19 protein-coding genes are annotated in these 21,500 nt (G+C 70.9%); 9 read left to right on the plus strand and 10 right to left on the minus strand.

The features are described from left to right. Window position 1 precedes the first annotated feature (1 nt). Entirely contained in the window at window positions 2-1,042 is a 1,041-nt protein-coding gene (gene zapE / locus EL338_RS14080; protein WP_126334317.1) for a cell division protein ZapE, read from the minus strand. 35 nt (window positions 1,043-1,077) lie between these two features. On the opposite strand from zapE, the gene EL338_RS14085 reads away from it, so the two are divergent. Genes EL338_RS14085 through msrB form a run of 4 tightly spaced genes read left to right on the plus strand, consistent with a single transcriptional unit; the run spans window position 1,078 to window position 5,203 of the window. Next, window positions 1,078-1,851 (plus strand): pyrimidine reductase family protein, encoded by a 774-nt coding sequence (locus tag EL338_RS14085; protein ID WP_126334318.1) that lies wholly within the window; start codon window positions 1,078-1,080, stop codon window positions 1,849-1,851. 29 nt (window positions 1,852-1,880) lie between these two features. After that, on the plus strand, window positions 1,881-3,440 hold the full coding sequence (locus tag EL338_RS14090; protein ID WP_163792165.1) for an alpha/beta hydrolase: 1,560 nt from the start codon (window positions 1,881-1,883) through the stop codon (window positions 3,438-3,440). Between the two features lie 36 nt (window positions 3,441-3,476). Then, a complete protein-coding gene (gene aftC / locus EL338_RS14095) occupies window positions 3,477-4,772 on the plus strand; it encodes an arabinofuranan 3-O-arabinosyltransferase (RefSeq protein WP_126334319.1) in 1,296 nt (431 codons plus the stop codon). Beyond that, window positions 4,769-5,203: a peptide-methionine (R)-S-oxide reductase MsrB gene (gene msrB, locus EL338_RS14100; RefSeq protein WP_126334320.1), complete on the plus strand. Its 435-nt coding sequence runs from the start codon at window positions 4,769-4,771 to the stop codon at window positions 5,201-5,203. The genes aftC and msrB overlap by 4 nt, the downstream gene beginning before the upstream one ends. 4 nt (window positions 5,204-5,207) lie before the next feature. On the opposite strand, the gene hemQ is transcribed toward msrB, so the two are convergent. Genes hemQ through hemE form a run of 3 tightly spaced genes read right to left on the minus strand, consistent with a single transcriptional unit; the run spans window position 5,208 to window position 8,346 of the window. Continuing rightward, a complete protein-coding gene (gene hemQ, locus EL338_RS14105; protein ID WP_126334321.1) occupies window positions 5,208-5,900 on the minus strand; it encodes a hydrogen peroxide-dependent heme synthase in 693 nt (230 codons plus the stop codon). A gap of 21 nt (window positions 5,901-5,921) precedes the next feature. Further along, on the minus strand, window positions 5,922-7,274 hold the full coding sequence (locus tag EL338_RS14110; protein ID WP_126334322.1) for a protoporphyrinogen oxidase: 1,353 nt from the start codon (window positions 7,272-7,274) through the stop codon (window positions 5,922-5,924). A 10-nt stretch (window positions 7,275-7,284) separates the two neighbouring features. After that, complete coding sequence (gene hemE, locus EL338_RS14115) at window positions 7,285-8,346, minus strand: uroporphyrinogen decarboxylase (RefSeq protein WP_126334323.1); 1,062 nt, start codon at window positions 8,344-8,346, stop codon at window positions 7,285-7,287. Window positions 8,347-8,504: 158 nt separating this feature from the next. Here hemE and EL338_RS14120 point away from each other — a divergent pair, with 158 nt between their 5' ends. Both EL338_RS14120 and EL338_RS14125 read left to right on the plus strand, forming a co-directional pair. After that, entirely contained in the window at window positions 8,505-9,041 is a 537-nt protein-coding gene (locus tag EL338_RS14120) for a DUF3000 domain-containing protein (RefSeq protein WP_235666524.1), read from the plus strand. 1 nt (window position 9,042) lies between these two features. Then, window positions 9,043-10,314 carry an HRDC domain-containing protein gene (locus EL338_RS14125; protein WP_126334325.1) on the plus strand — a complete coding sequence of 424 codons (1,272 nt, stop codon included), beginning with the start codon at window positions 9,043-9,045 and terminating at the stop codon, window positions 10,312-10,314. Here EL338_RS14125 and EL338_RS14130 read toward each other — a convergent pair. Beyond that, complete coding sequence (locus EL338_RS14130) at window positions 10,311-11,492, minus strand: alpha/beta hydrolase family protein (RefSeq protein ID WP_179967205.1); 1,182 nt, start codon at window positions 11,490-11,492, stop codon at window positions 10,311-10,313. The genes EL338_RS14125 and EL338_RS14130 overlap by 4 nt on opposite strands. Before the next feature lie 19 nt (window positions 11,493-11,511). Beyond that, window positions 11,512-13,425 carry a 1-deoxy-D-xylulose-5-phosphate synthase gene (dxs, locus tag EL338_RS14135; RefSeq protein ID WP_126334326.1) on the minus strand — a complete coding sequence of 638 codons (1,914 nt, stop codon included), beginning with the start codon at window positions 13,423-13,425 and terminating at the stop codon, window positions 11,512-11,514. Between the two features lie 180 nt (window positions 13,426-13,605). Here dxs and EL338_RS14140 point away from each other — a divergent pair, with 180 nt between their 5' ends. Further along, the gene (locus tag EL338_RS14140) at window positions 13,606-14,835 is read left to right on the plus strand and encodes a polysaccharide pyruvyl transferase family protein (protein WP_163792167.1); all 1,230 of its coding nucleotides are present in this window, start codon (window positions 13,606-13,608) and stop codon (window positions 14,833-14,835) included. Here the strand turns inward: EL338_RS14140 and nhaA are convergent. The 3 genes from nhaA to EL338_RS14155 form a co-directional block, all read right to left on the minus strand. After that, entirely contained in the window at window positions 14,819-16,117 is a 1,299-nt protein-coding gene (nhaA, locus tag EL338_RS14145; protein ID WP_126334328.1) for a Na+/H+ antiporter NhaA, read from the minus strand. The two genes, EL338_RS14140 and nhaA, sit on opposite strands and share 17 nt — an antisense overlap. Before the next feature lie 96 nt (window positions 16,118-16,213). Next, the gene (locus tag EL338_RS14150; protein ID WP_126334329.1) at window positions 16,214-17,395 is read right to left on the minus strand and encodes a class I SAM-dependent RNA methyltransferase; all 1,182 of its coding nucleotides are present in this window, start codon (window positions 17,393-17,395) and stop codon (window positions 16,214-16,216) included. Then, the gene (locus EL338_RS14155) at window positions 17,392-19,386 is read right to left on the minus strand and encodes an APC family permease (protein ID WP_126334330.1); all 1,995 of its coding nucleotides are present in this window, start codon (window positions 19,384-19,386) and stop codon (window positions 17,392-17,394) included. The genes EL338_RS14150 and EL338_RS14155 overlap by 4 nt, the downstream gene beginning before the upstream one ends. A 95-nt stretch (window positions 19,387-19,481) precedes the next feature. On the opposite strand from EL338_RS14155, the gene EL338_RS14160 reads away from it, so the two are divergent. Continuing rightward, complete coding sequence (locus EL338_RS14160; protein WP_126334331.1) at window positions 19,482-20,165, plus strand: potassium channel family protein; 684 nt, start codon at window positions 19,482-19,484, stop codon at window positions 20,163-20,165. Then, on the plus strand, window positions 20,162-20,827 hold the full coding sequence (locus tag EL338_RS14165; protein WP_126334332.1) for a potassium channel family protein: 666 nt from the start codon (window positions 20,162-20,164) through the stop codon (window positions 20,825-20,827). Before EL338_RS14160 ends, EL338_RS14165 begins: the two co-directional genes overlap by 4 nt. Window positions 20,828-20,830: 3 nt before the next feature. Here the strand turns inward: EL338_RS14165 and EL338_RS14170 are convergent, their stop codons facing one another. Continuing rightward, complete coding sequence (locus EL338_RS14170; protein WP_126336862.1) at window positions 20,831-21,442, minus strand: DUF3159 domain-containing protein; 612 nt, start codon at window positions 21,440-21,442, stop codon at window positions 20,831-20,833. Between the last annotated feature and the right edge of the window lie 58 nt (window positions 21,443-21,500).

Genomic DNA, 21,500 nt, shown 5'->3' on the forward strand with positions numbered 1-21,500 from the left:
ACTAGCCGAGCTCCATTCCGGCCGCGGTCAGCGCCAGCAGCCGCGACGTCGCACGCAGGTACTTCTTGCGGTACCCGCCGGTCAGCATCTCCTCGCTGAAGATGGTGTCCAGCTTCGCGCCCGAGGCCACCACCGGCACGCCGGCGTCGTAGAGCCGGTCGGTCAGCGACACCAGCCGCAGCGCGACGTTCTGATCGTCGAGCGCGTGCACCCCGGTCAGGTACACCGCCTGCACCCCCTCGATCAGGGTCAGATAGCGCGACGGATGCATGGTCGCCAGATGCGCGCACAGCGCGTCGAAGTCGTCCAGCGTGGCGCCCTCGACGCGCCCGGCCCGCTCGGCCACCTGCTCGTCGGTCAGCGGCTCGGGCGCCGGCGGCAGGCCGCGGTGCCGGTAGTCGGGCCCCTCGATGCGCACCGTGGTGAAGATCTGCGACAGCGTGTTGATCTCGCGCAGGAAGTCCTGGGCGGCAAAGCGACCCTCGCCGAGTTGCTCGGGCAGCGTGTTCGACGTCGCGGCGATCGACACGCCGCGCTCGACCAGTTGCGAGAGCATCCGCGACACCAGCGTGGTGTTACCCGGGTCGTCGAGTTCGAACTCGTCGATGCAGACCACCACGTAGTCGGCGAGCAACTCGATGCATTCGGTGAAGCCGAACACCCCGGCCAGCTGGGTCAGCTCGCCGAACGTCGCGAACGCGGCCTTGTTGCCGTCGTCGCCGAACTCCGAGGCCGCCAACGTGAAGTACGTCGAGGCCAACAGGTGCGTCTTGCCGACGCCGAAACCGCCGTCGAGGTACACGCCCACCCCCGGCAGCACCTCCCGCTTGCCGAACAGCTTCTTCTTACCGGCCCGCCGGGTCAGCGCCTGCTCGCAGAAGTGCCCGCAGGCGATGACGGCCTCGGCCTGCGACGGCTCCGCGGGATCGGGCCGATAACTGCCGAAGCTGACATCGACAAACGTCGGCGGCGGAACCAGTTGGGCAATCAACCGTTCCGGCGACACCGTCGGATGCCGGTCCACGAGATGGGGGGCGACCATGGCCAGAACTGTAGCCACGTGCTGCAATCGTCTTCATGCCCGAACCTGTCGCTGGGACACAACTCACACTCTTGGGCGGGACCGGGCTCGTCGACGAGCAACGGCTTTGCGACCTCTACTCCTACCCGGATCGGCTGACTCGCTGCTGGGTGCGGTCCAACTTCATCACCAGCATCGACGGCGGGGCCAGCGCCGACGGCAAGTCCGGTGGGCTCGGCAGCCCCGGTGATCGCGCGCTGTTCGCGCTGATGCGTGAACTCGCCGACGTCGTGGTGGTCGGCGCCGGCACCGTGCGGGTGGAGAACTACGGCGGGGCCAAGCTCTCGGCCGCGGCGCGCCAGACCCGGCAGGCCCGCGGACAGGCGGAGGTCCCGCCGATCGCCATCGTCACCCGCTCCGGCGACCTGGACCGCGATATGCGGGTGTTCACCGACACCGAGGTCACCCCGCTGGTGCTGACCGCGACGGTCGCGCTCGAGGCCACCCGCGCGCGCCTGGGCGCCGCGGCCGAGGTGATCGACTGCTCGGCCAAAGATGCGGGCGCCGTGGACATTCCGACGATGCTGACGACGCTGGCCGGGCGCGGGCTGCTGCGGGTGCTCACCGAGGGCGGCCCCCGCCTGCACGGCAGCTTCATCGACGCGGGCCTGCTCGACGAGCTGTGCCTGTCGCTGGCACCGACATTGCTGGGCGGGCAGGCACCGCGCATCGCGGCCGGTCCGGGGCAGGCCCACACCGCGTTGCGACGCGCGCATCTGCTCGCCGACGACGCCGGCTATCTCTACACCCGCTACGTGCGCAACCAGTGACCGCCGCACCCCTCGCTACGCTTGGCGGCATGATCCGGCAGGCCCCGTTCGCGATGATCGTTGTCGCGGTGACCGCGCTCGTGGCGGGTTGCGCACCGCTGATCGGCACCGATCCCCGCTACGCCACCGAACGGGATCGCAACGTCAGCGACCCCGACGCCACCACCGAGGAGCCCGCCGGTCCGCCGCCGATCGCCGCCCCGCAGACCGACATGGCCTGGCAGGAGTGCACGACGCGGGTGTTCGAGGACGCGGGCGTGCCCGCCCCGCCCGGGGTGACGCTGGACTGCGCCACCTACGACGCCGACCTCGACCCGATCAGCGGCGCCAGCGGCACGTTGACCATCGGAGTGGTGCGCGCCCAGTCCGCCGCCACCCCGGCCGACGCCGGGCCCCTGGTCTTCACCACCGGCACCGACATCCCCACCTCCCGGCAGCTGCCCGACTGGCTGTCCCGCGCCGGCGCCGACATCCTGGACACCAATCCGATCGTCGCCGTCGACCGCCGCGGGATGGGCCGCTCGAGCCCGGTGGACTGCCGGGATCTGTTCGACCGGCAGGAGATGCACGACCAGACGCAGTTCGAACCCGGCGACGACCCGGTGGCCAACCTGGGCGCGATCACCATGACCGCGACCACCAGTTGCACCGACATCATCGCCCCCGGCGACTCGGCCTACGACAACGCGCACGCCGCCGAGGACCTCGAACGGCTGCGCAACCTGTGGGACGTGCCCGCGCTGGCGCTGGTCGGGATCGGCAACGGCGCGCAGATCGCGCTGGCCTACGCCGGTTCGCACCCCGACAAGGTCTCCCGGCTGATCCTCGATTCGCCAATGCCGCTGGGCATCAGCTCCGAGGCCGCCGCCGACCAGCGGGTCAAGGGCCAGCAGGCCGCCCTGGACGCGTTCGCCGCCCAGTGCGCGGCGGCGGGCTGCGCCCTGGGTCCGGACCCCAAGGCCGCCGTCGACGCGCTGCTCGACGCCGCGCGCAACGGCCGTGGGCCCGGCGGTGCCTCGGTCGCGGCCCTGACCACCGGGATCGTGACGGCGCTGGGCTTCCCCGACGGGGACCGGGTGGCCGCGACCAACTCACTGGCCGACATCCTGGCCGCGGCGCGCGCCGGCGACGACGGGCCCGTCCTGGAACTGATCAACCGCGCGCAGGCGATCCGCCAGAGCGACGGGCAGTTCATCAACCGCTGCAGCGACGCGCTGAACCGGCCCACCCCCGACCGGGTCCGCGAACTCGTCGTCGCCTGGCCCAAGGTCTATCCGCAGTTCGGCGCGGTGGGTGCGCTGGACCTGGTGAAGTGCCTGAACTGGCCCAGCGGCAAGGCGCCGAAGGAGCCGGAGAACCTCGACATGGACGTGCTGCTGCTGGGAGTGCAGAACGATCCGATCGTCGGCACCGAGGGGGTGGCGGCCACCGCCGCGACCCTGATCAACGCGGGCGCCAGCAGCAAACGGGTGATGTGGCAGGGCATCGGTCACGGCGCCAGCGTCTACTCCCCCTGCGCCATGCCGGCGCTGCTCGGCTATCTGGCCAGCGGTGAGGCGCCGTCGACGGACACGTACTGCCCCGCCTGATACGTCGCCGCTGCGCGCCGGTGTAGGTTGCGGTGCGTGACGGCACCTGATTCGACCCAGCCAGGCCCGCGCAACGCCCTGCTCGGCGCCTTCCGCCCGCGCACCAGCGCGCCGGGCACCGCCGCGGTGTTGCGCTCGATCCTGTGGCCGATCGCGATCCTGTCGATCTTCCATCGCAGCTACGTGCTGGCCACCAACGGCTACATCACCGACGACTTCGGCCCGGTGTACACCGCGGTGATCAACTTCAAGCTGGGCCAGCCGGTCTACACCGGCAACTTCGACTTCGTCGACCCGCACTATCTGTACCCGCCGGGCGGCACGCTGCTGCTGGCCCCGTTCGGGTATCTGCCGGTCGACGCGTCCCGCTACTGGTTCATCGCGCTGAGCACCGTGGCGATCGTGCTGGCCGCGTACTTCCTGCTGCGGCTGTTCAAGCTGCCGGTGACCTCGGTGGCCGCCCCCGCGCTGCTGCTGGCGATGTTCGTCACCGAGTCGGTGACCAGCACGCTGGTGTTCACCAACATCAACGGTTTCATCCTGCTGGCCGAGGTGCTGTTCTTCCTGTGGCTGCTCGACGGCCGCCGCAGCCGCGAATGGCTGTCCGGCGTCGCGATCGGTCTGACCCTGGTGGTCAAGCCGTCGCTGGCGCCGCTGCTGCTGCTGCCCGTGCTCAACCGGCAGTGGCGGCCGCTGGTCGGCGCGTTCGGCGTGCCACTGGTGTTCAACGCCGCGGCCTGGCCGCTGGTGGCCGACCCGATGAACTTCCTCCACCGCACCGTGCCCTACATCCTGGGCACCCGCGACTACTTCAACTCCTCGATCCTGGGCAACGGCATCTACTACGGGCTGCCGACCTGGCTGATCCTCGCGCTGCGAATCCTGTTCCTGCTGTTGGCGATCGGCAGCCTGGTGCTGCTGTACCGGTACTACCGCACCCGGGATCCGCTGTTCTGGGCGCTGACCTCGTCCGGGGTCTTGCTCACCGCGTCGTTCCTGGTGCTGTCATTGGGACAGGCCTACTACTCGATGATGCTGTTCCCGTTCCTCATGACGGTGGTGCTGCGCAACTCGGTGCTGCGCAACTGGCCGGCCTGGTTGGCCATCTACGGCTTCCTGACGATGGACCGCTACCTGCTGTGGCACTGGCCGACCACGGGCCGGTTCCTGGAGTACATGAAGATCACCTACGGCTGGTCGCTGCTGCTGGTCGTGGTGTTCTGCGTGCTGTACTTCCGCTACCTCGACGCCAAGGCCGAAGGACGCCTCGAGCAGGGCATTGATCCGCCTTGGATGACGGCGGACCGGCCGCGCGCTAGCGTGGACACATGATGAGCCGTCAGCCCACGGAGCTTCCCCCTGCCAAGGTCGCGCTCTCCGACGACGAGTGGCGCCAGAAGTTGACCCCCGAGGAGTTCGCGGTGCTGCGCCAGGCCGGCACCGAACGCCCCGGCGTCGGCGAATACGTCGACACCCACACCGAGGGTGTCTACAACTGCCGCGCGTGCGACGCCGAATTGTTCCGCAGCACAGAGAAATTCGATTCGCACTGCGGGTGGCCGTCGTTCTTCGACCCGTCGCAGTCCGACGCGGTGATCCTGCGGCCCGACGATTCGCACGGCATGCGGCGCGTGGAGGTGCTGTGCGCGAGCTGCCACAGCCACCTCGGCCACGTGTTCACCGGCGAGGGCTACCCGACGCCGACCGATCAGCGCTACTGCATCAACTCGATCTCGCTGACGCTGGTCCCCAAGAAGGTCTGACGCGCTACGGCAGCGCGGTGATCAACTGCTCGGCGCTGACCCGGGGCCCGGTGTAGAACGGGGTCTCCTCCCGGACGTGCCGGCGCGCGTCGGTGTAGCGCAGCTTCCACATCAACTCGACGATGCGGGCCAGATCCGGGCCCTCGAACGCCAGCACCCACTCATAGTCGCCGAGCGCGAACGCCGGCACCGTGTTGGCCCGCACGTCGGGGTATTCGCGGCCCTCCATGCCGTGTTCGACGAGCATCTTGCGGCGCTCGTCGTCGGGCAGCAGGTACCACTCCAGCGAGCGCACGAACGGGTAGACGCAGACGTAGTCGCCGGGATCCTCACCCGCGACGAACGCCGGGACGTGGCTCTTGTTGAACTCGGCGGGACGGTGCAGGGCGACCACGCTCCACACCGGGTCGCTGGCCCGGCCCAGCGTGGTGCGCCGGAAGTCGCGGTAGGTGGCCTGCAGGGATTCGACGCGCTCGGAGTGCGTCCAGATCATGAAGTCCGCGTCGGCGCGGAAGCCGGCCACGTCGTAGAGGCCCCGGACGACGACGCCGTTGTCCTCCTGCTGTTTGAGGAACGTCGTGGTCTCGGAGATGACGCCGGAACGATCCTGCTCCAACGCCTCCGCCTGGGCGGCGAACACCGAGATCATCATGTATCTCGTCATGGAATTCAGCGCGTCGTAATCCAGCTTGGCCATGGCTCCATGGTGCCACTGCGCCTAACGCGACACCCACCCGGCCACCTCGGCCGCGGCGCGGGTGGCCGCGGCCACACAGGCCGGCACCCCGATGCCGTCGAGGTAGTTGCCGGCCACCGCCAGCCCGGGCGGCAGCCCCGCGCGGATCTCGGCGGTGACCTCGGCGTGGCCGGGGCCGTACTGCGGCATCGCGTCCAGCCAGCGCTGCACCCGGACCTCGACCGGGTCGACCTCGATGTCGAACACCGTGCGCAGGTCCTGCAGCGACCAGGCCAGCAGGTCGTCGTCGGAGGCGTTGCGCGCGATCGAGTCGCCGTGGCGCCCGAACGACAGCCGCAGCAGTTCGGCGTTGCCCACGCGGCCCCACTTGCGGCTCGACAGCGTCAGGGCCTTGGCGTGCAACCGCTCCCCGGAGGCCACCAGCACCCCCGAGCGCTGCGGCAGCGGCGTGCCGCCCGGCACCGCCAGGGCCACCACCGCCGAGGAGGCCGTGCTCACGCGGGCCGCCGCGGCGGCGCTGCGCGGGGCGATCTGCGTCATCAGCGGCGCGAACCGCGGCGCCGGCAGCGCCAGGATGACCGCGTCGGCCCGGTGGTGGGCGCCCTCGTCGTCGCGCACATCCCAGCCCCGACCGTCGGGGGTCACCGCCGCGACCGTCGTCTGCACCCAGCGCAGCGCGCTCTGCTCGACGAGCGCCCGCAGCAGCACCTCGTAGCCGCCGTCGATCGCGCCGAATACCGGCGCACCGGTGGCCGGCGGCAGCGCGGCGCGCACGGCGTCGGTGAGGCTGGGCGCGCCCCGGTCCAGGGCCGCGGCCACGGTGGGCACCGCCGCGCGCATGCCGATGGTGGCCGCCGAGCCGGCGTACACCCCGGCCAGCATCGGGTCGACGGCGCGGGCCACGACCTGGTTGCCGAACCGGTCGCCGACGATCTCGGCGACCGACGGGTCCCCGCCGCGCAGCCAGCGCAGCGGCCGGGCCGGTTCGGCGGCCATCCGGTCCAACACGTCGTCGTCGACCAGACCCCGCATCGAGGCCGCCGAACTCGGGATGCCGTTGACGGTCTCGGCGGGCAGCGAATGCAGCCGCGCCCCGCAGTACAGCAGCGGACGCACCCCGGTGGTGCCCAATTGACTTGCCGCCAAACCCAATTCGGCCAGCAGCTCGGGCACTTCGGGGCGGCGCACCACGAACGCCTCGGCGCCCACGTCCAGCGGTTGGCCGGCGACGCGTTCGGTGCGCAGGATCCCGCCGAGTCGGTCGGCGGGATCGAAAACCGTGATCGAGGCGTCCGGGCCCACCAGCCGCCGCAACCGGTAGGCGGCGACCAGTCCGGAGATGCCGCCGCCGACGATGCAGAACGCCGCGGTCACGGTTGCCTCATCACAAGGAATGCACCAGGGCCACCAGGTCGGTGAGTACACCGGGGTCGGTGGTGGGCAGCACCCCGTGGCCGAGGTTGAACACATGGCCGGTCACGCCGGCGGCGACCGCGGCGCGGCCGTCGGCGACCACCTCGCGGGCACGTCGCTCGACGGCTTCCCAGCCGGCCATCAACACCGCCGGGTCCAGGTTGCCCTGCAATGCCCGATCCGGACCCACCCGGCCGGCGGCGTCGACCAGCGAGGTGCGCCAGTCCACGCCGACCATCCGACTCGGCCCCGAACCCAGCGCCTCGGACATCGCGCCCAGCAGTTCGGCGGTGCCGATGCCGAAATGCGTCATCGGCACGCCCGCATCGGCCATCCGGGCGAACACCTGCGCGCTGTAGGGCAGCACGTGGGCGCGGTAGTCGGCCAGCGACAGCGCCCCGGCCCAGGAGTCGAACATCTGGATCGCGTCGACGCCGGCCTCGACCTGCAGCCGCAGGAACTCGACGGTGACGTCGGTCAGCGCGGTCATCAGTGCGGCCCAGGCCTCGGGCGCGCCGAGCATCATCGCCTTGGTGTGCTCGTGGTTGCGGCTCGGACCGCCCTCGATCAGATAGGACGCCAGCGTGAACGGGGCACCGGCGAACCCGATCAGCGGCACCTCGCCGAGGTCGCGCACCAGGTTCTTGACCGCGTCGGTGACCGGCGCCACCTGATGGGGCTCGAGCGGCTTGACCGCCGACACATCGGCCAGCGTGCGGATGGGGCTGGCGATCACCGGACCGACGTCGGGCACGATGTCCAGATCGATCCCGGCCGCGCGCAGCGGGACGACGATGTCGGAGAACAGGATGGCCGCGTCGACGCGGTGGCGCCGGACCGGCTGCAGGGTGATCTCGGTGACCAGGTCCGCGTTGAAGCAGGAGTCCAGCATCTTGTGCTGAGCACGCAGTTCGCGGTATTCCGGCAGCGACCGGCCCGCCTGCCGCATGAACCAAACCGGCAGGTGGCTGGGAGTCCTGCCGCTGACGGCGGCCAGATACGGCGAGTTGGGTAGTTCACGGCGGTTGTTCATCGGTCCTCATGCTGCCATCGGGACGAGAACCCACCAAAACCTCTCGACGCGGTCGACATGAAAACGGCGCGCCTGCGCGCGTAGCAGGGCCAACAGGGCTACCGTGAATCGCCGTGACGTCCGGCGACCCGGCAGAATTCCGCGCGGCGGTTGCGGCGATGAGCGATGTCGCCGTCCGCCCGGAGATCGAGCTCGGCCCCATCCGCCCTCCGCAGCGGCTGGCGCCGTACAGCTATGCCGTGGGCGCCGAGGTGAAACAACCCGAGCCCGCCGTGGTGCCCGAGCAGTCCGACGGCGACGCGTTCGGCCGGCTGATCCTGCTGCACGACCCGGACGGCTCGGAGGCCTGGTCCGGCACCATGCGCCTGGTCGCCTACATCCAGGCCGACCTGGATTCCAGCGAGGCGATCGATCCGCTGCTGCCCGAGGTGGCGTGGAGTTGGCTGGTCGACGCCCTGGATTCGCGCGCCGAACACGTGACCGCGCTGGGGGGCACCGTCACGTCGACGACCTCGGTGCGCTACGGGGACATCTCCGGGCCGCCGCGCGCCCACCAGTTGGAGCTGCGGGCGTCGTGGACGGCGATCACCCCGGATCTGGGCACCCACGTCCGGGCGTTCTGCGAGGTGCTCGAGCACGCGGCCGGGCTGCCCCCGGCGGGGGTCACCGACCTGGGGTCACGGTCGCGCGCCTGAGATGAGTGAACCCGAACCGACGGAGCCGGCCGAGGAGGCCGAGGCGCCCGTTCCACTGACCGCTCCGGCCGACGGCGTGCCGCCGGTGTCGGTGTACGCCAACGAGATCGCCGAGGCCGCCGAGTTCCTGGGCAGCGGGCACGGCCCGTTCGCGGTCGACGCCGAGCGCGCCTCCGGTTTCCGGTACTCCAACCGCGCCTACCTGATCCAGATCCGCCGGGCCGGCGCCGGCACGGTGCTGATCGACCCGGTCAGCCACGGCCGCGACCCGCTGGCGACGCTGCGGCCGGTCGCCGAGGTGCTCGACGAGGACGAGTGGATCCTGCACGCCGCCGATCAGGACCTGCCGTGCCTGGCCGAGCTGGGCATCCGCCCGCCCGCGCTGTACGACACCGAGCTGGCCGGACGGCTGGCCGGCTTCGACAAGGTGAACCTGGCGACCATGGTGCAGCGCCTGCTCGGTCTCGGGCTGGCCAAGGGCCACGGCGCGGCCGACTGGTCCAAGCGGCCGCTGCCCGACGCGTGGCTCAACTACGCCGCCCTGGACGTCGAGGTGCTGCTCGAACTGCGCGTCGCCATTGCCGCCGAGCTGGAGGCCCAGAACAAGACCGGTTGGGCCGCAGAGGAATTCGAGCATCTGCGGACCTACGAGGCCGCACCCACCCGGCGCGACCGCTGGCGTCGCACCTCGGGCATCCACAAGGTGCGCACCCCGCGTGCACTCGCCGAGGTCCGCGAGCTGTGGCAGGTGCGCGACCACATCGCCCGCCGCCGCGACATCGCACCGGGCCGCGTGCTGCCCGATTCGGCGATCGTGGAGGCCGCCCTGGCCGACCCGAAGACCGTCGAGGAACTGGTCGCGCTGCCGGTGTTCGGCGGACCCAAGCAGCGCCGCAGCGCCCAGACCTGGCTCGACGCCCTGGAGGCCGGGCGCACCACCGCCGATCCGCCGCAACGCAACGAGCCGCAGAACGGCCCGCCGCCGGCGGTGCGGTGGAGCAAGCGCAAGCCCGAGGCCGCCGCTCGGCTCGAAGCCGCCCGCGCGGGGTTGGCCGCGCTGTCCGAGCGGGTCAACGTGCCCGCCGAAAATCTGGCGTCACCCGACCTGGTGCGTCGGTTGTGCTGGGACTGGGCCGCGACCGAGGATCCCGCGTCGGCTATCGAGGAGTTCCTGCGCGCCGGCGGGGCGCGGCGCTGGCAACGCGAGTTGGTGGTGCCGGTGCTGACCGCGGCGTTGACGGCCGCGCCGGACCCCGGCGCCGATCCCGACTAGTCGGCGAACTGGCCGCGCAGCCACGGAGTCGAGTCGGCCATCGACGCGAGCACCGCGCTGCTGTGATCGTCGTCGGGGTACACCTTCAGCGTCACGTCCTGGCCGTTGGCCACCAGCGTGTCGTGGAACTTCAGCGTCAACTCCGGCGGCACATCGCGGTCCTGGAGGCCGACGCCGAGGAAGATCGGCCGGTCGAACCCGTCCTGCGGGGTGCCCATGTAGCGCTGCACGAACGCGTCGAACCCGGGGATCGAGGCCACCGGGGCGGTGAAGAAACCGGGGATGGTCATGTCGGCCAGCGCGTCGGCCAGGTCGTGGGTGCACAGGGTCTCGGCCTGATCGGCCGCGGCCCGGCCGGCCGGTGTCAGCACCGCGTCCAGGTCGAGTTCGGGGCCGGCCTCGCGCAGCGCCGCCACGATGTAGGCGGTGTAGGCGTTGGCGATCGGCGCCAGGTCCGGCACCTGCATGTCCGGCCCGGCCCGCTGCACCAGGCTCACCACGTTGGCGGGCGTGCCGGTGGCGACGACACCGCGGTAGTCCAGTCCGGAACCCACGCTGAACTCGGTGGCCCAGCGGGCGGTGTCGATGGCGGCTCCCCCGCCCTGCGACTGGCCGACGACGGCCCAGCGCGGGGACAGCGGCAGGTCCAGGTGGTGGGCGGCCAGCACGGAGTCGACGATGCCGTGCGCGGTGGTGATGCCGTTGAGGTAGCTCATCAGGCCGGGCGTGCCCAGGCCCGCGTAGTCCGCGCCAACCACCACGTAGCCCTGGTCCAGCCAGTGCGAGAGGTATTCGTCGTCGCGGTCGCTGCGCGGCTTTGCCGACGGCGTGCAGTCGTCGCCGAGCCCGACGGTGCCGTGGGCCCACGCGATGACCGGCCAGCCGCCCTGCGGGGCAACACCTTTGGGAACGAACACCGCCGCGGTCCCCACGGCGGGGCGATCGTGCTGATCAGTGGTCGAGTACAGGATGCGATAGGCCGAGCCCGCACCGGTGATCGACAGGGCCGGATCCAGCGGGACCGCCCGGATCAGCTCGCCGGGGGCCGGGATCGGGCCGTCGTAGTGGCGCGCGTCCAGCCCGGACCAGTTCGGGGTGGCCGCACCCGCGACGGCGGGGGTGACCACCAGCGCGGCCACGCAGAGTAAGACCGCGCCCAGCAGCCGGGTGACGAACATTGCGGGGGCGGTACGCGTTTCAGTCGAGATGTCCGCTCACTTCCGATTCGGTGACCGAGCTGCCCAGTGCGGCAACCCATCCGGTGATGCGCCGGGAGAGGTGCTGATCGGTCAGGCCGATCTCGTCGAACACCTGCCCGCGCGACGCGTGCTCCAGGAATTCCTGGGGCACACCGACATCGCGGCACGGCACGTCGATCTCGTTGCCGCGCAGCGCGGCCGACACGGCCGAGCCGACCCCGCCGGCGACCCCGTTGTCCTCGAGGGTCACCACCAGTTTGTGCTCGCGCGCCAGCCGGCCGAGAACCTCCGGAACGGGCAGCACCCAGCGGGGATCCACGACAGTGACGCCGATGCCCTGGGTGTGTAACCGCTGCGCGGTGGCCAGCGCCATGGTCGCCATCGGCCCCACCGCGACCAACAGCACATCGGCGGCCAGACCGTCGGCGGGCTCGGCCAGCACGTCGATGCCGTCGAGGCGCCGTAGCGCCGGCACGTCGACCCCGACATCGCCCTTCGGGAAGCGCAGCGCGGTCGGGCCGTCCTTGACGGCCACCGCCTCGCCCAGTTCCTCCCGCAGCGTGGCGGCGTCGCGCGGTGCGGCCACCCGCATGCCCGGCACGACGCCCAGGATCGACAGGTCCCACATGCCGTTGTGGCTGGCACCGTCGGGCCCGGTGACCCCGGCGCGGTCGAGCACGATGGTCACCGGCAGGTCGTGCAGCGCGACGTCCATCATCACCTGGTCGAAGGCCCGGTTCAGGAAGGTCGAGTAGATGGCCACCACCGGGTGCATCCCGCCCATGGCCAGCCCCGCCGCCGAGGTCATCGCGTGCTGTTCGGCGATGCCCACGTCGAACAGCCGGTCCGGGTACTGCTGGCCGAAGGCCGCCAGGCCGGTGGGACCGGGCATGGCCGCGGTGATCGCCACGATGTCGCGGCGCTTGCGGGCCAGCCGGATCAGCTCGTCGGAGAAGGTCGCGGTCCAGCCGGGCGCGGACTCCGAGGTGGCCAGCCCGGTGATCGGGTCGATGACGCCGCAGGCGTGCATCTGCTCGGCCTCGTCGGCCTCGGCGGGCCCGAAGCCCATGCCCTTGCGGGTGACGACGTGCACGATCACCGGGGCGTTGAAACCGCGCGCGTGCCGCAGAGCCGCCTCGACGGCGTGTTCGTCGTGGCCGTCGATGGGGCCCACGTACTTCAGTCCGAGCTCGGAGAACATGGCCTGCGGCTGCAGCGCATCCTTGAGCCCGACCTTGACGCTGTGCATGCACTGGTAGCAGATTTCGCCGATGATCGGCATGCCGCGCACCGCGGCGCGGCCCTTCTCCAGCAGCTTCTCGTAGCCGGGCTGCAGGCGCAGCGCCGCCAGGTGGTCGGCCAGGCCGCCGATGGTCGGCGCGTAGCTGCGGCCGTTGTCGTTGACCACGATCACCACCGGCCGCTCGGCGGCGGCGATGTTGTTCAGCGCCTCCCAGCACATGCCGCCGGTCAGCGCGCCGTCACCGACGACGGCCACCACGTGCCGGTTGCGATGCCCGCTGAGCTCGAAGGCCTTGGCCAGGCCATCGGCATAGGACAACGCGGCCGAGGCGTGGCTGGACTCGACCCAGTCGTGGTCGCTCTCCGCGCGGCTCGGATAGCCCGACAGGCCGTCCTTCTTGCGCAGCGAGTCGAAGTCGGGGCACCGACCGGTGAGCATCTTGTGGACGTAGGCCTGATGGCCGGTGTCGAAGATGATCGGGTCGTGCGGCGAGTCGAAGACGCGATGCAACGCCAACGTCAGCTCGACGACGCCGAGGTTCGGGCCCAGATGTCCACCGGTGGCAGCAACCTTGTGGATCAGGAAATCGCGGATCTCGTGAGCCAAGTCACTCAGTTGTGACTGCGAAAGGTGCTGCAGATCAGCGGGACCGCGGATCTGTTGAAGCATCCCGTCAGTCTACGCAGAACACCGGAATTGCTCGCGTCGAGATCCACGTCCCCGGCGTGGCCCCTGGGACTAGTGGGTAGCCATCAGTACTCGGAACCGACCGTGCTGAAGTACGCTGACCACCAGCATTCTCACAGCAATGCCACAGGTAATCACCGGGATGGAGGTCTGACTGTGGGTGTGAGCCTCCCCCCGACCGACCCGAAACTGATCTACCTCGTCGCCCCCGCGGGTAACCCCAACTTCGGCGACGAGTTCATCCTGCGGTCCTGGCTGCGGCATCTGGCCCGGACCCGGCCCGACACCGACGTGGTGGTCGACTGCCACACCCCAGGTCAGGCCGCCGTGCTGCTCGCCCGCTCGCACCCGCGGGTCACCTTCGTCGACACCGTGTGGCGCATCTGCTTCGAGACCGCCGAACAACCCGCCGATACCGCCGTCGACTTCGCCGCCGACGTGCTGGACAACCCCGGTCGGCTGCCGCGGATCGTCTCCGGCATCGAACTGCTCGCCCGCGCCGACACCGTGCACCTGGTCGGCGGCGGCTACCTCAACACGGTCTGGTCGCATCACCTGTCGCTGCTGGCCACCGCCTCGGCGGCCGTGCAGCGGTACGGTGTGCGCGCAGTGGCCACCGGCCAGGGGCTGCTGCCCGCCGGCGACGACGGCCGCCGGGCCTGGCTGCGCAAGCTCGGCTCGCACTTCACGCTGTTCGACGTGCGCGACCGGCCCTCGCTCGAGACGCTCGCCGATACCGCCTGCCAGGTCACGCACACCGGCGACGACGCCTGGCTCGGCGTGGCCGACGAGGGCGTGTACGACGAGACCTCACCCACCGTTGCCCGGGACTTCGTTTTCTGCCTGCAGTCGGACCTGATGGACGACTTCGACGGGGGCCGCGGCATCGATGCCCTGACCGAGGCCGTGACACAGGTGGTGCGGGACTGGCGACTGCGCGGCGAGGACGTCGCCTTCGTCGAGGCGCTGCCCGGAGCCGATCGGCAGGTCTACGACCGGGTGGCCGACCAGTTGCCCGGGGCGCTGTTCGTGCCGTTCACCGAACTGTGGAACCGCGGGGTGCCCGCCCGGGCCGGTCAGACCTGGGTCAGCACCCGCTTCCACCTGCACCTGCTCGCGGCCGCCGCCGGTGCCAGCGGGGTCGCGGTCGCCGGGCGCACCGACTACTACCCGATCAAGCACGAGTCGCTGCGGGACGCCGGCTCGCGCTGGCAGCTCAGCACCACCGCCGTGCTGCCGCAACAACCGCCCACCGACGGCGGATTCACCGAGGCCGCGGTGGCGCAGCTGCGCACGGACAAGCTGGCGTTGGCCGCGGCCCTCTACCCGCCGGCGCCGACCCGGATCCACCGCGCCACCAAGGCAATTCGCGAACTCAGCCGGCGCCGCTAGGCGGATCGTCGCGGCGCTGGTACACGTCGGGGATGCCGTCGCGGTCCGCGTCGAGGGTCTCCGCGGCGTGGATGCGGCGGTAGGCGGCGTTGCGACTCAACAGCACCGTGGCGGCCAGCAGCGCCGAGAGCAGGCTCCCGCACAGCACGCCGAGCTTGGCCTGATCCCCCAGCGGGGTGCCGTAGCCGAAGGCCAGCTCGCCGATCAGCAGCGAGACGGTGAACCCGATCCCGGCCAGCATCGACACCCCCAGCACGTCGCGCCAGGCCAACTCGTCGTCGAGGCTGGCGCGGGTGAACCTCGCCAGCAGATAGGTGGTGCCCAGCACACCGATCGGTTTACCCAGCACCAGCCCGGCCAGCACCCCCAGCAGCACCGGCTGCTGCAGCGCGTCGCCGATCCCGACGTCGCGGATCGACACCCCCGCGGCGAAGAACGCGAACACCGGGATGGCGAACCCCGCCGACACCGGACGGGCCAGATGCTCGAGCCGCTCGGTGGCCGCGTGTTTACCCAGCACCGGCACCGTGAACCCCAGCACCACCCCGGCGATGGTGGCGTGGATCCCGCTGGCGTGCACCAGCGCCCAGGTCGCCGCCCCCAGCGGCAACAGCACCCACAGCTGTCCGACGCCGCGGCGCACCGCCAGGGCGTACAACCCCAACGGGACGAGCGCCGCGGCCAGCGGGGCCAGTTCGAGGTGTTCGGTGTAGAACACCGCGATCACCGAGATGGCCAGCAGGTCGTCGACGACGGCCAGGGTCAGCAGGAACGTCCGCAGCGCGATGGGCAGGTGGCTGCCCAGCACCGCGAGCACGGCGACGGCGAACGCGATGTCGGTGGCGGTGGGCACGGCCCAGCCCCGCAGGGTCTCCCCGGAGCCCGCCGCGAGCTGGACGCCGCAGAAGATCAGCGCCGGGACCGCCATGCCGCCCACCGCGGCAACGACGGGCAGCACCGCGCGCGCCGGGTTGCGCAGGTCGCCGGCGACGAACTCGCGCTTGAGTTCCAGGCCCACGACGAAGAAGAACACCGCGAGCAACCCGTCGGCGGCCCAGCTCGCCAGGCTGAGGTCCAGGTGCAGCGACGCCGGGCCCACCGTCACCGCCGAGAGCCGCTCGTAGGCCCCCGACCACGGCGAGTTCGCCCAGATCAGGGCCGCCGCAGCCGCGGCGAACAAGATGATCCCCCCGACCGTCTCGCGACGCAGCACGTCGGCGACGCGGGCGGCCTCGCGCCAGGAACCGCGCGCCAGCAGCCGGACGGTGGATGGCTCGGACATCAAAACCCCTTGCTGATCGACGGCACCGTGCATCAACGCCGACCAGACTTCCCGGCACACCGCGAGACAGCCTAATGGGACCGGGCCGCCCCCGCCTCAGCGCGTCAGTAGCGCGAAGCACTCCACGTGGTGGGTGAGCGGGAACGCGTCGAAGACCCGCAGCTGCTCCACGGTGAAGCCGCGCTCCCGGTACAGTCCGATGTCCCGCGCAAAAGAGGCTGCCTCACAACCGATGTGGAGGATCCGCGGCACCCCGGTGGCGGCGAGCAGATCGATGACCTCCCGGCCGGCCCCGGTGCGCGGCGGATCGAGGACGGCGACCTCGGCGGCATCACCGGCCGCCGCTCCCCCGTCGGACAGCGCGCGGCGCACCGAGTCGGTGACCAACCGGATCTGCGGCAGGTCGGCCAGCGCGGCGCGCCCGGCCCGGCCGCCGGCCCGGGAGGTGTCGATGCTGAGCACCCGGCCCTCGGCGCCGACAGCGTCGGCCAGCACCGCGGCGAACAATCCGGCCCCGCCGTACAGATCCCAGGCCGTCGCCCCCGGCTGCAGTTGCGCCCACTGCGCGATCAGCGCGCTGTAGGCCGCCGGTGCGTCGCGATGGGCCTGCCAGAACGCCGTCACCGGCAGCCGCCAGCTCCGATCGCCGACCCGCTGCACGGTCTCGTACTCGCCCTCGACCACCCGGGTCTTGCGGCGCGGCCCGCCGCAGACCACGTGTCGGGCGCCGTCGTCGTCGCGGACCACGTGCACCTGATCGCCGGCGCGGAACCGGTCCTCGGGCAGGTCGTCGAGCAGCCCGTCGACCAACTGCGCGCAGCGCAGGTCGGTGACCAACTCGGCGCTGTGATAGCGGTGGATGCCCGCGCGGCCGTCCGGCCCCACCGTCAGGCGGACCCGGCTGCGCCACCCCGTCGGCGCGCCGTCGCCCACCGGTTCGGCCACCCCCTGCCAGTCGTGGCCGCCGAGGCGCTGCAGCTGATTGGCCACCACCTCGCCCTTGATCCGGCGCAGCGCCTCGGGCGCCACGAACGCCTGATCGCAGCAGCCGGCGCCGTCGTGACCGGCGATGGGGCACAGCGAGGCGACGCGGTCGTCGGCGGCCTCGAGCACCTCGACGGCGTCGGCGTGCCAATAGGATCCGCGCTGGTCGTTGACCCGCGCGCGGACCGTCTCCCCGGGCAGCGCGTACCGCACGAAGACCACCCGCCCGTCGTGGCGGGCCACGACGCTGCCGCCGTTGGCCGGTGCGGTGGCCGTCAGAATCAGTTCGGTCACTTGATGATGCCCCGCCGGGTGTCGCCGGGCGCCGAACCCGGGCGCGAGATGTTCACCCGATCCGAGGAGTTGAGCTGCCAGGGCACCGAGGTCACCATCACGTTGGGCATGAACAACAGTCTGCCCTTGAGCCGCAGCGCACTCTGGTTGTGGAGCACCCCCTCCCACCAATGGCCCACCACGTACTCCGGGATGAACACGGTGACCACCGTGCGCGGGGACTCGTTGGTGATGCGCTTGACGTAGTCCAGCACCGGCCGGGTGACCTCGCGGTACGGCGAGGCGATCACCTTCAGTGGCACCGTCACCTCGCTGTCCTGCCACTTGTGCACCAGCTCGCGGGTCTCGGCGTCGTCGACGCTGACGGTGATGGCCTCGAGCAGGTCCGGCCGGGTGGCGCGGGCATACGCCAGGGCCCGCAGGGTCGGCAGGTGCAGCTTGGACACCAGCACCACCGCGTGGTTGCGGCTCGGCAGGGTGACCTCGCTGGCCTCGGCCTCATCGCGGGCCAGTTCCTGGGCCACCGCCGCGTAGTGCCGGTGGATGGCCCGCATCAGGATGAACAGCGCGCCCATCGCGGCGACCGCGATCCAGGCGCCGGCCAGGAACTTGGTGATGACCACCACGAGCAGCACGGTGCCGGTGCAGACCGCACCGACGGTGTTGACCACCCGCGACCGGACCATCCTGGACCGCTCGTCGGGATCGGTCTCCGACTTCAGGTGATGGGTCCAGTGCCGCACCATCCCGATCTGCGACAGCGTGAACGACACGAACACCCCGACGATGTAGAGCTGGATGAGCGCGGTGACCTCGGCCTGGAAGGCCACCACGATGGCCACGGCCGCCACCGCCAGGAACAGGATGCCGTTGGAGAACGCCAATCGGTCACCGCGGGTGTGCAATTGGCGCGGCAGATAGCTGTCCTGGGCCAGGATCGATCCCAGCACCGGAAAACCGTTGAACGCGGTGTTGGCGGCCAGCACCAGGATCAGCGCGGTGACCACGGTGATGAGCACGAACCCGATGTGGAAGCCGCCGAACACGGCGTGGGCGAGCTGGGCGACCAGCGTCTTCTGGTGGTAGTCGGCCGGGGCGCCGACCAGTTGGGTGGCCGGGTCCTCGGCGATCTGGACGCCGATCTTGTTGGCCAGCAAGATGATGCCCATCAGCAGCGCTATCGACAGGCCGCCGAGCATCAGCAGCGTCGTCGCGGCGTTCTTGGCCTTCGGCTTGCGGAAGGCCGGCACCCCGTTGCTGATGGCCTCCACCCCGGTCAGCGCGGCGCAACCGGACGAGAACGACCGGGCGACCAGGAACACCAACGCGAAGCCCAGGATCTCGCCGTGCTCGGAATGCAGTTCGAACCCGGCGGATTCGGCCTGGACCTCGTCGCCCAGGACGTAGATGCGGAACAGACCGTAGCCGAGCATGACGAAGATCCCGACGATGAACGCGTAGGTGGGGATGGCGAAGGCGAGCCCGGATTCGCGGATGCCGCGCAGGTTCATCGACATCAGCAACACGATGGCCAGCACCGCGAACAACACCTTGTGCTGGGCCACCAGCGGCACCGCCGAGCCGATGTTGGACATGGCTGCCGACATCGAGACCGCAACGGTCAGAACGTAATCCACCATCAGCGCGCTGGCCACCGTGACCCCGGCGGTGGGCCCCAGGTTGGTGGTCACCACCTCGTAGTCGCCGCCGCCGGAGGGATAGGCGTGCACGTTCTGCCGGTAGCTCGCGACCACCACCAGCATGACGAAGGCCACCGCCAACCCGATCCACGGCGTCATCGCATAGGCGCTGAGTCCCGCGACCGACAGCACCAGGAAGATCTCCTCCGGCGCATAGGCCACCGACGACATCGCGTCGGAGGCGAACACCGGCAGCGCGATCCGTTTGGGCAGCAGCGTGTGGCCGAGCCGGTCACTGCGGAACGGCCGACCCAACAGCAACCGCCGGGTGGCGGTCGAAAGCTTGGACACGAGGTCCAAGAGTATGCCCAACCGCCGCCGGCGGTAGCGTTCCGGCGTAGCGTCAGATCGCGAGCCGCCGAGCCGAGCCGAAAGGGTGTCGCACAGTGCGCGTAGTGGTGATGGGATGCGGCCGGGTCGGTGCGTCACTGGCCGATGCGCTGGCCCGCATCGGGCACGACGTGGCCGTGATCGACCGGGACAGCGCCGCGTTCCAGCGGCTGTCCCCGGACTTCCCCGGCGAACGGGTGCTGGGGATGGGATTCGACCGGGACGTGTTGCTGCGGGCCGGGATCGAGGGTGCGGGTGCCTTCGCCGCGGTGTCCTCGGGCGACAACTCCAACATCATCTCCGCGCGGGTGGCACGGGAGACCTTCGGCGTCGAACGCGTGGTGGCCCGCATCTACGACGCCAAGCGCGCCGCCGTCTACGAACGCCTCGGCATCCCGACCGTGGCCACCGTGCCCTGGACCACCGACCGCCTGCTCAACGCGCTGACCCGCGACGCCGAGACGACACGCTGGCGCGACCCGACCGGTTCGGTCGCCGTCGCCGAGGTCAGCCTCCACGAGGATTGGGTGGGCCGGCCGGTCACCGACCTGGAGAGCGCCACGGGCGCCCGGGTGGCGTTCCTGATCCGCTTCGGTGAGGGCGTGCTGCCCGACACCAAGACCGTGCTGCAGGCCAGCGATCAGGTGTACATCGCGGCGATCGCCGACGGCGCCGCCGACGCGTTGGCGGTGGCCGCGCTGCCCCCGTCCGCGGACTTCGAGGCCGGGGAGGATCGATGAAGGTCGCGATCGCCGGCGCCGGGGCGGTGGGCCGCTCCATCGCCCGGGAACTGCTGGAGAACTCCCACGAGGTCACCCTCATCGAGCGCAACGCCGAGCACATCGACGTCGACGCCATCCCGGCCGCGCACTGGCGCCTCGGCGACGCCTGCGAGCTGTCGCTGCTGGAGTCGGTGCACGCCGAGCAGTTCGACGTGATGATCGCCGCGACGGGCGACGACAAGGCCAACGTGGTGCTCTCGCTGCTGGCCAAGACCGAGTTCGCGGTGCCGCGGGTGGTGGCCCGCGTCAACGATCCGCGCAACGAGTGGCTGTTCGACGAGTCCTGGGGCGTCGACGTCGCGGTGTCCACCCCGCGGATGCTGGCCTCCCTGGTCGAGGAGGCGGTGGCCGTCGGCGACCTGGTGCACATCATGCAGTTCCACAAGGGCGGGACCAATCTGGTGGAGATCACCCTGCCCGACGACACGCCGTGGGGCGGCAAACCCGTGCGCAAGCTCGAGTTGCCGCGCGACGCCGCGCTGGTGACCATCCTGCGCGGGCACCGGGTGATCGTGCCGGCCGACGACGAACCGCTCGAGGGCGGCGACGAGTTGCTGCTGGTGGCGACCACCGAGGTCGAGGACGAACTGCGCGCGCTGCTGCGACCGCCGTCGCCGTAACCCCTACTCGGCGGCGTCGGCCTCGGCCTTGGCCGGTTCGCGGTCGGCGTTGCGCACCGCGGTCTGCGCCACCTTGATCGCCAGGTAGGTGCCCAGCGCGGCCACCGCGGTCAGCGGCCAACCCATCGCGATCCGGGCCACGCCCAGCCAACCGGTCTGATCGGCGTCGTAGAGATGGTTCTGCACCACGAACCGGGAGGCGAACAGCGCCGCCCACACCAGCGTGATCAGGTCGAAGGCCCGCGTCGCGCGGGGCACGGCGCGCCATTGCTGGCCGTGCCCGTTGGTCCAACCCCAGATGTAGCCGACGATGGGCCGGCGGATCAGGACCGAGGCGCCGAACACCACCGCCCAGAACAGCGACGTCCAGATGCCGAGCAGGAAGTAGCCCTTGGATTCGCCCATCAGGTAGGCGATCAGCGCGCAGATGCCGACGCCGAAGAACCCGGAGATGGCCGGTTGCGCGGTCTCGCGGCGCGCCAGGCGGAAGATCAGGATCGCCGTCGCGACGGCCAGCGCCGCGACGATCGCCGGGATCAGGCCGAACAGCGAGGAGATCGGGACGAAGACCAGGACGGGCAGCGAGGAGTAGATCAGCCCACTCACGCCGCCCATCTGGTCGAGCAGGCCCTGGGCGCCGGTGCGTTTGTCTGTCAAAGTTTCAGGAGTCCGG

The sequence above is a fragment of the Mycolicibacterium chitae genome, from assembly GCF_900637205.1.
Taxonomy (GTDB): Bacteria; Actinomycetota; Actinomycetes; order Mycobacteriales; family Mycobacteriaceae; genus Mycobacterium; species Mycobacterium chitae.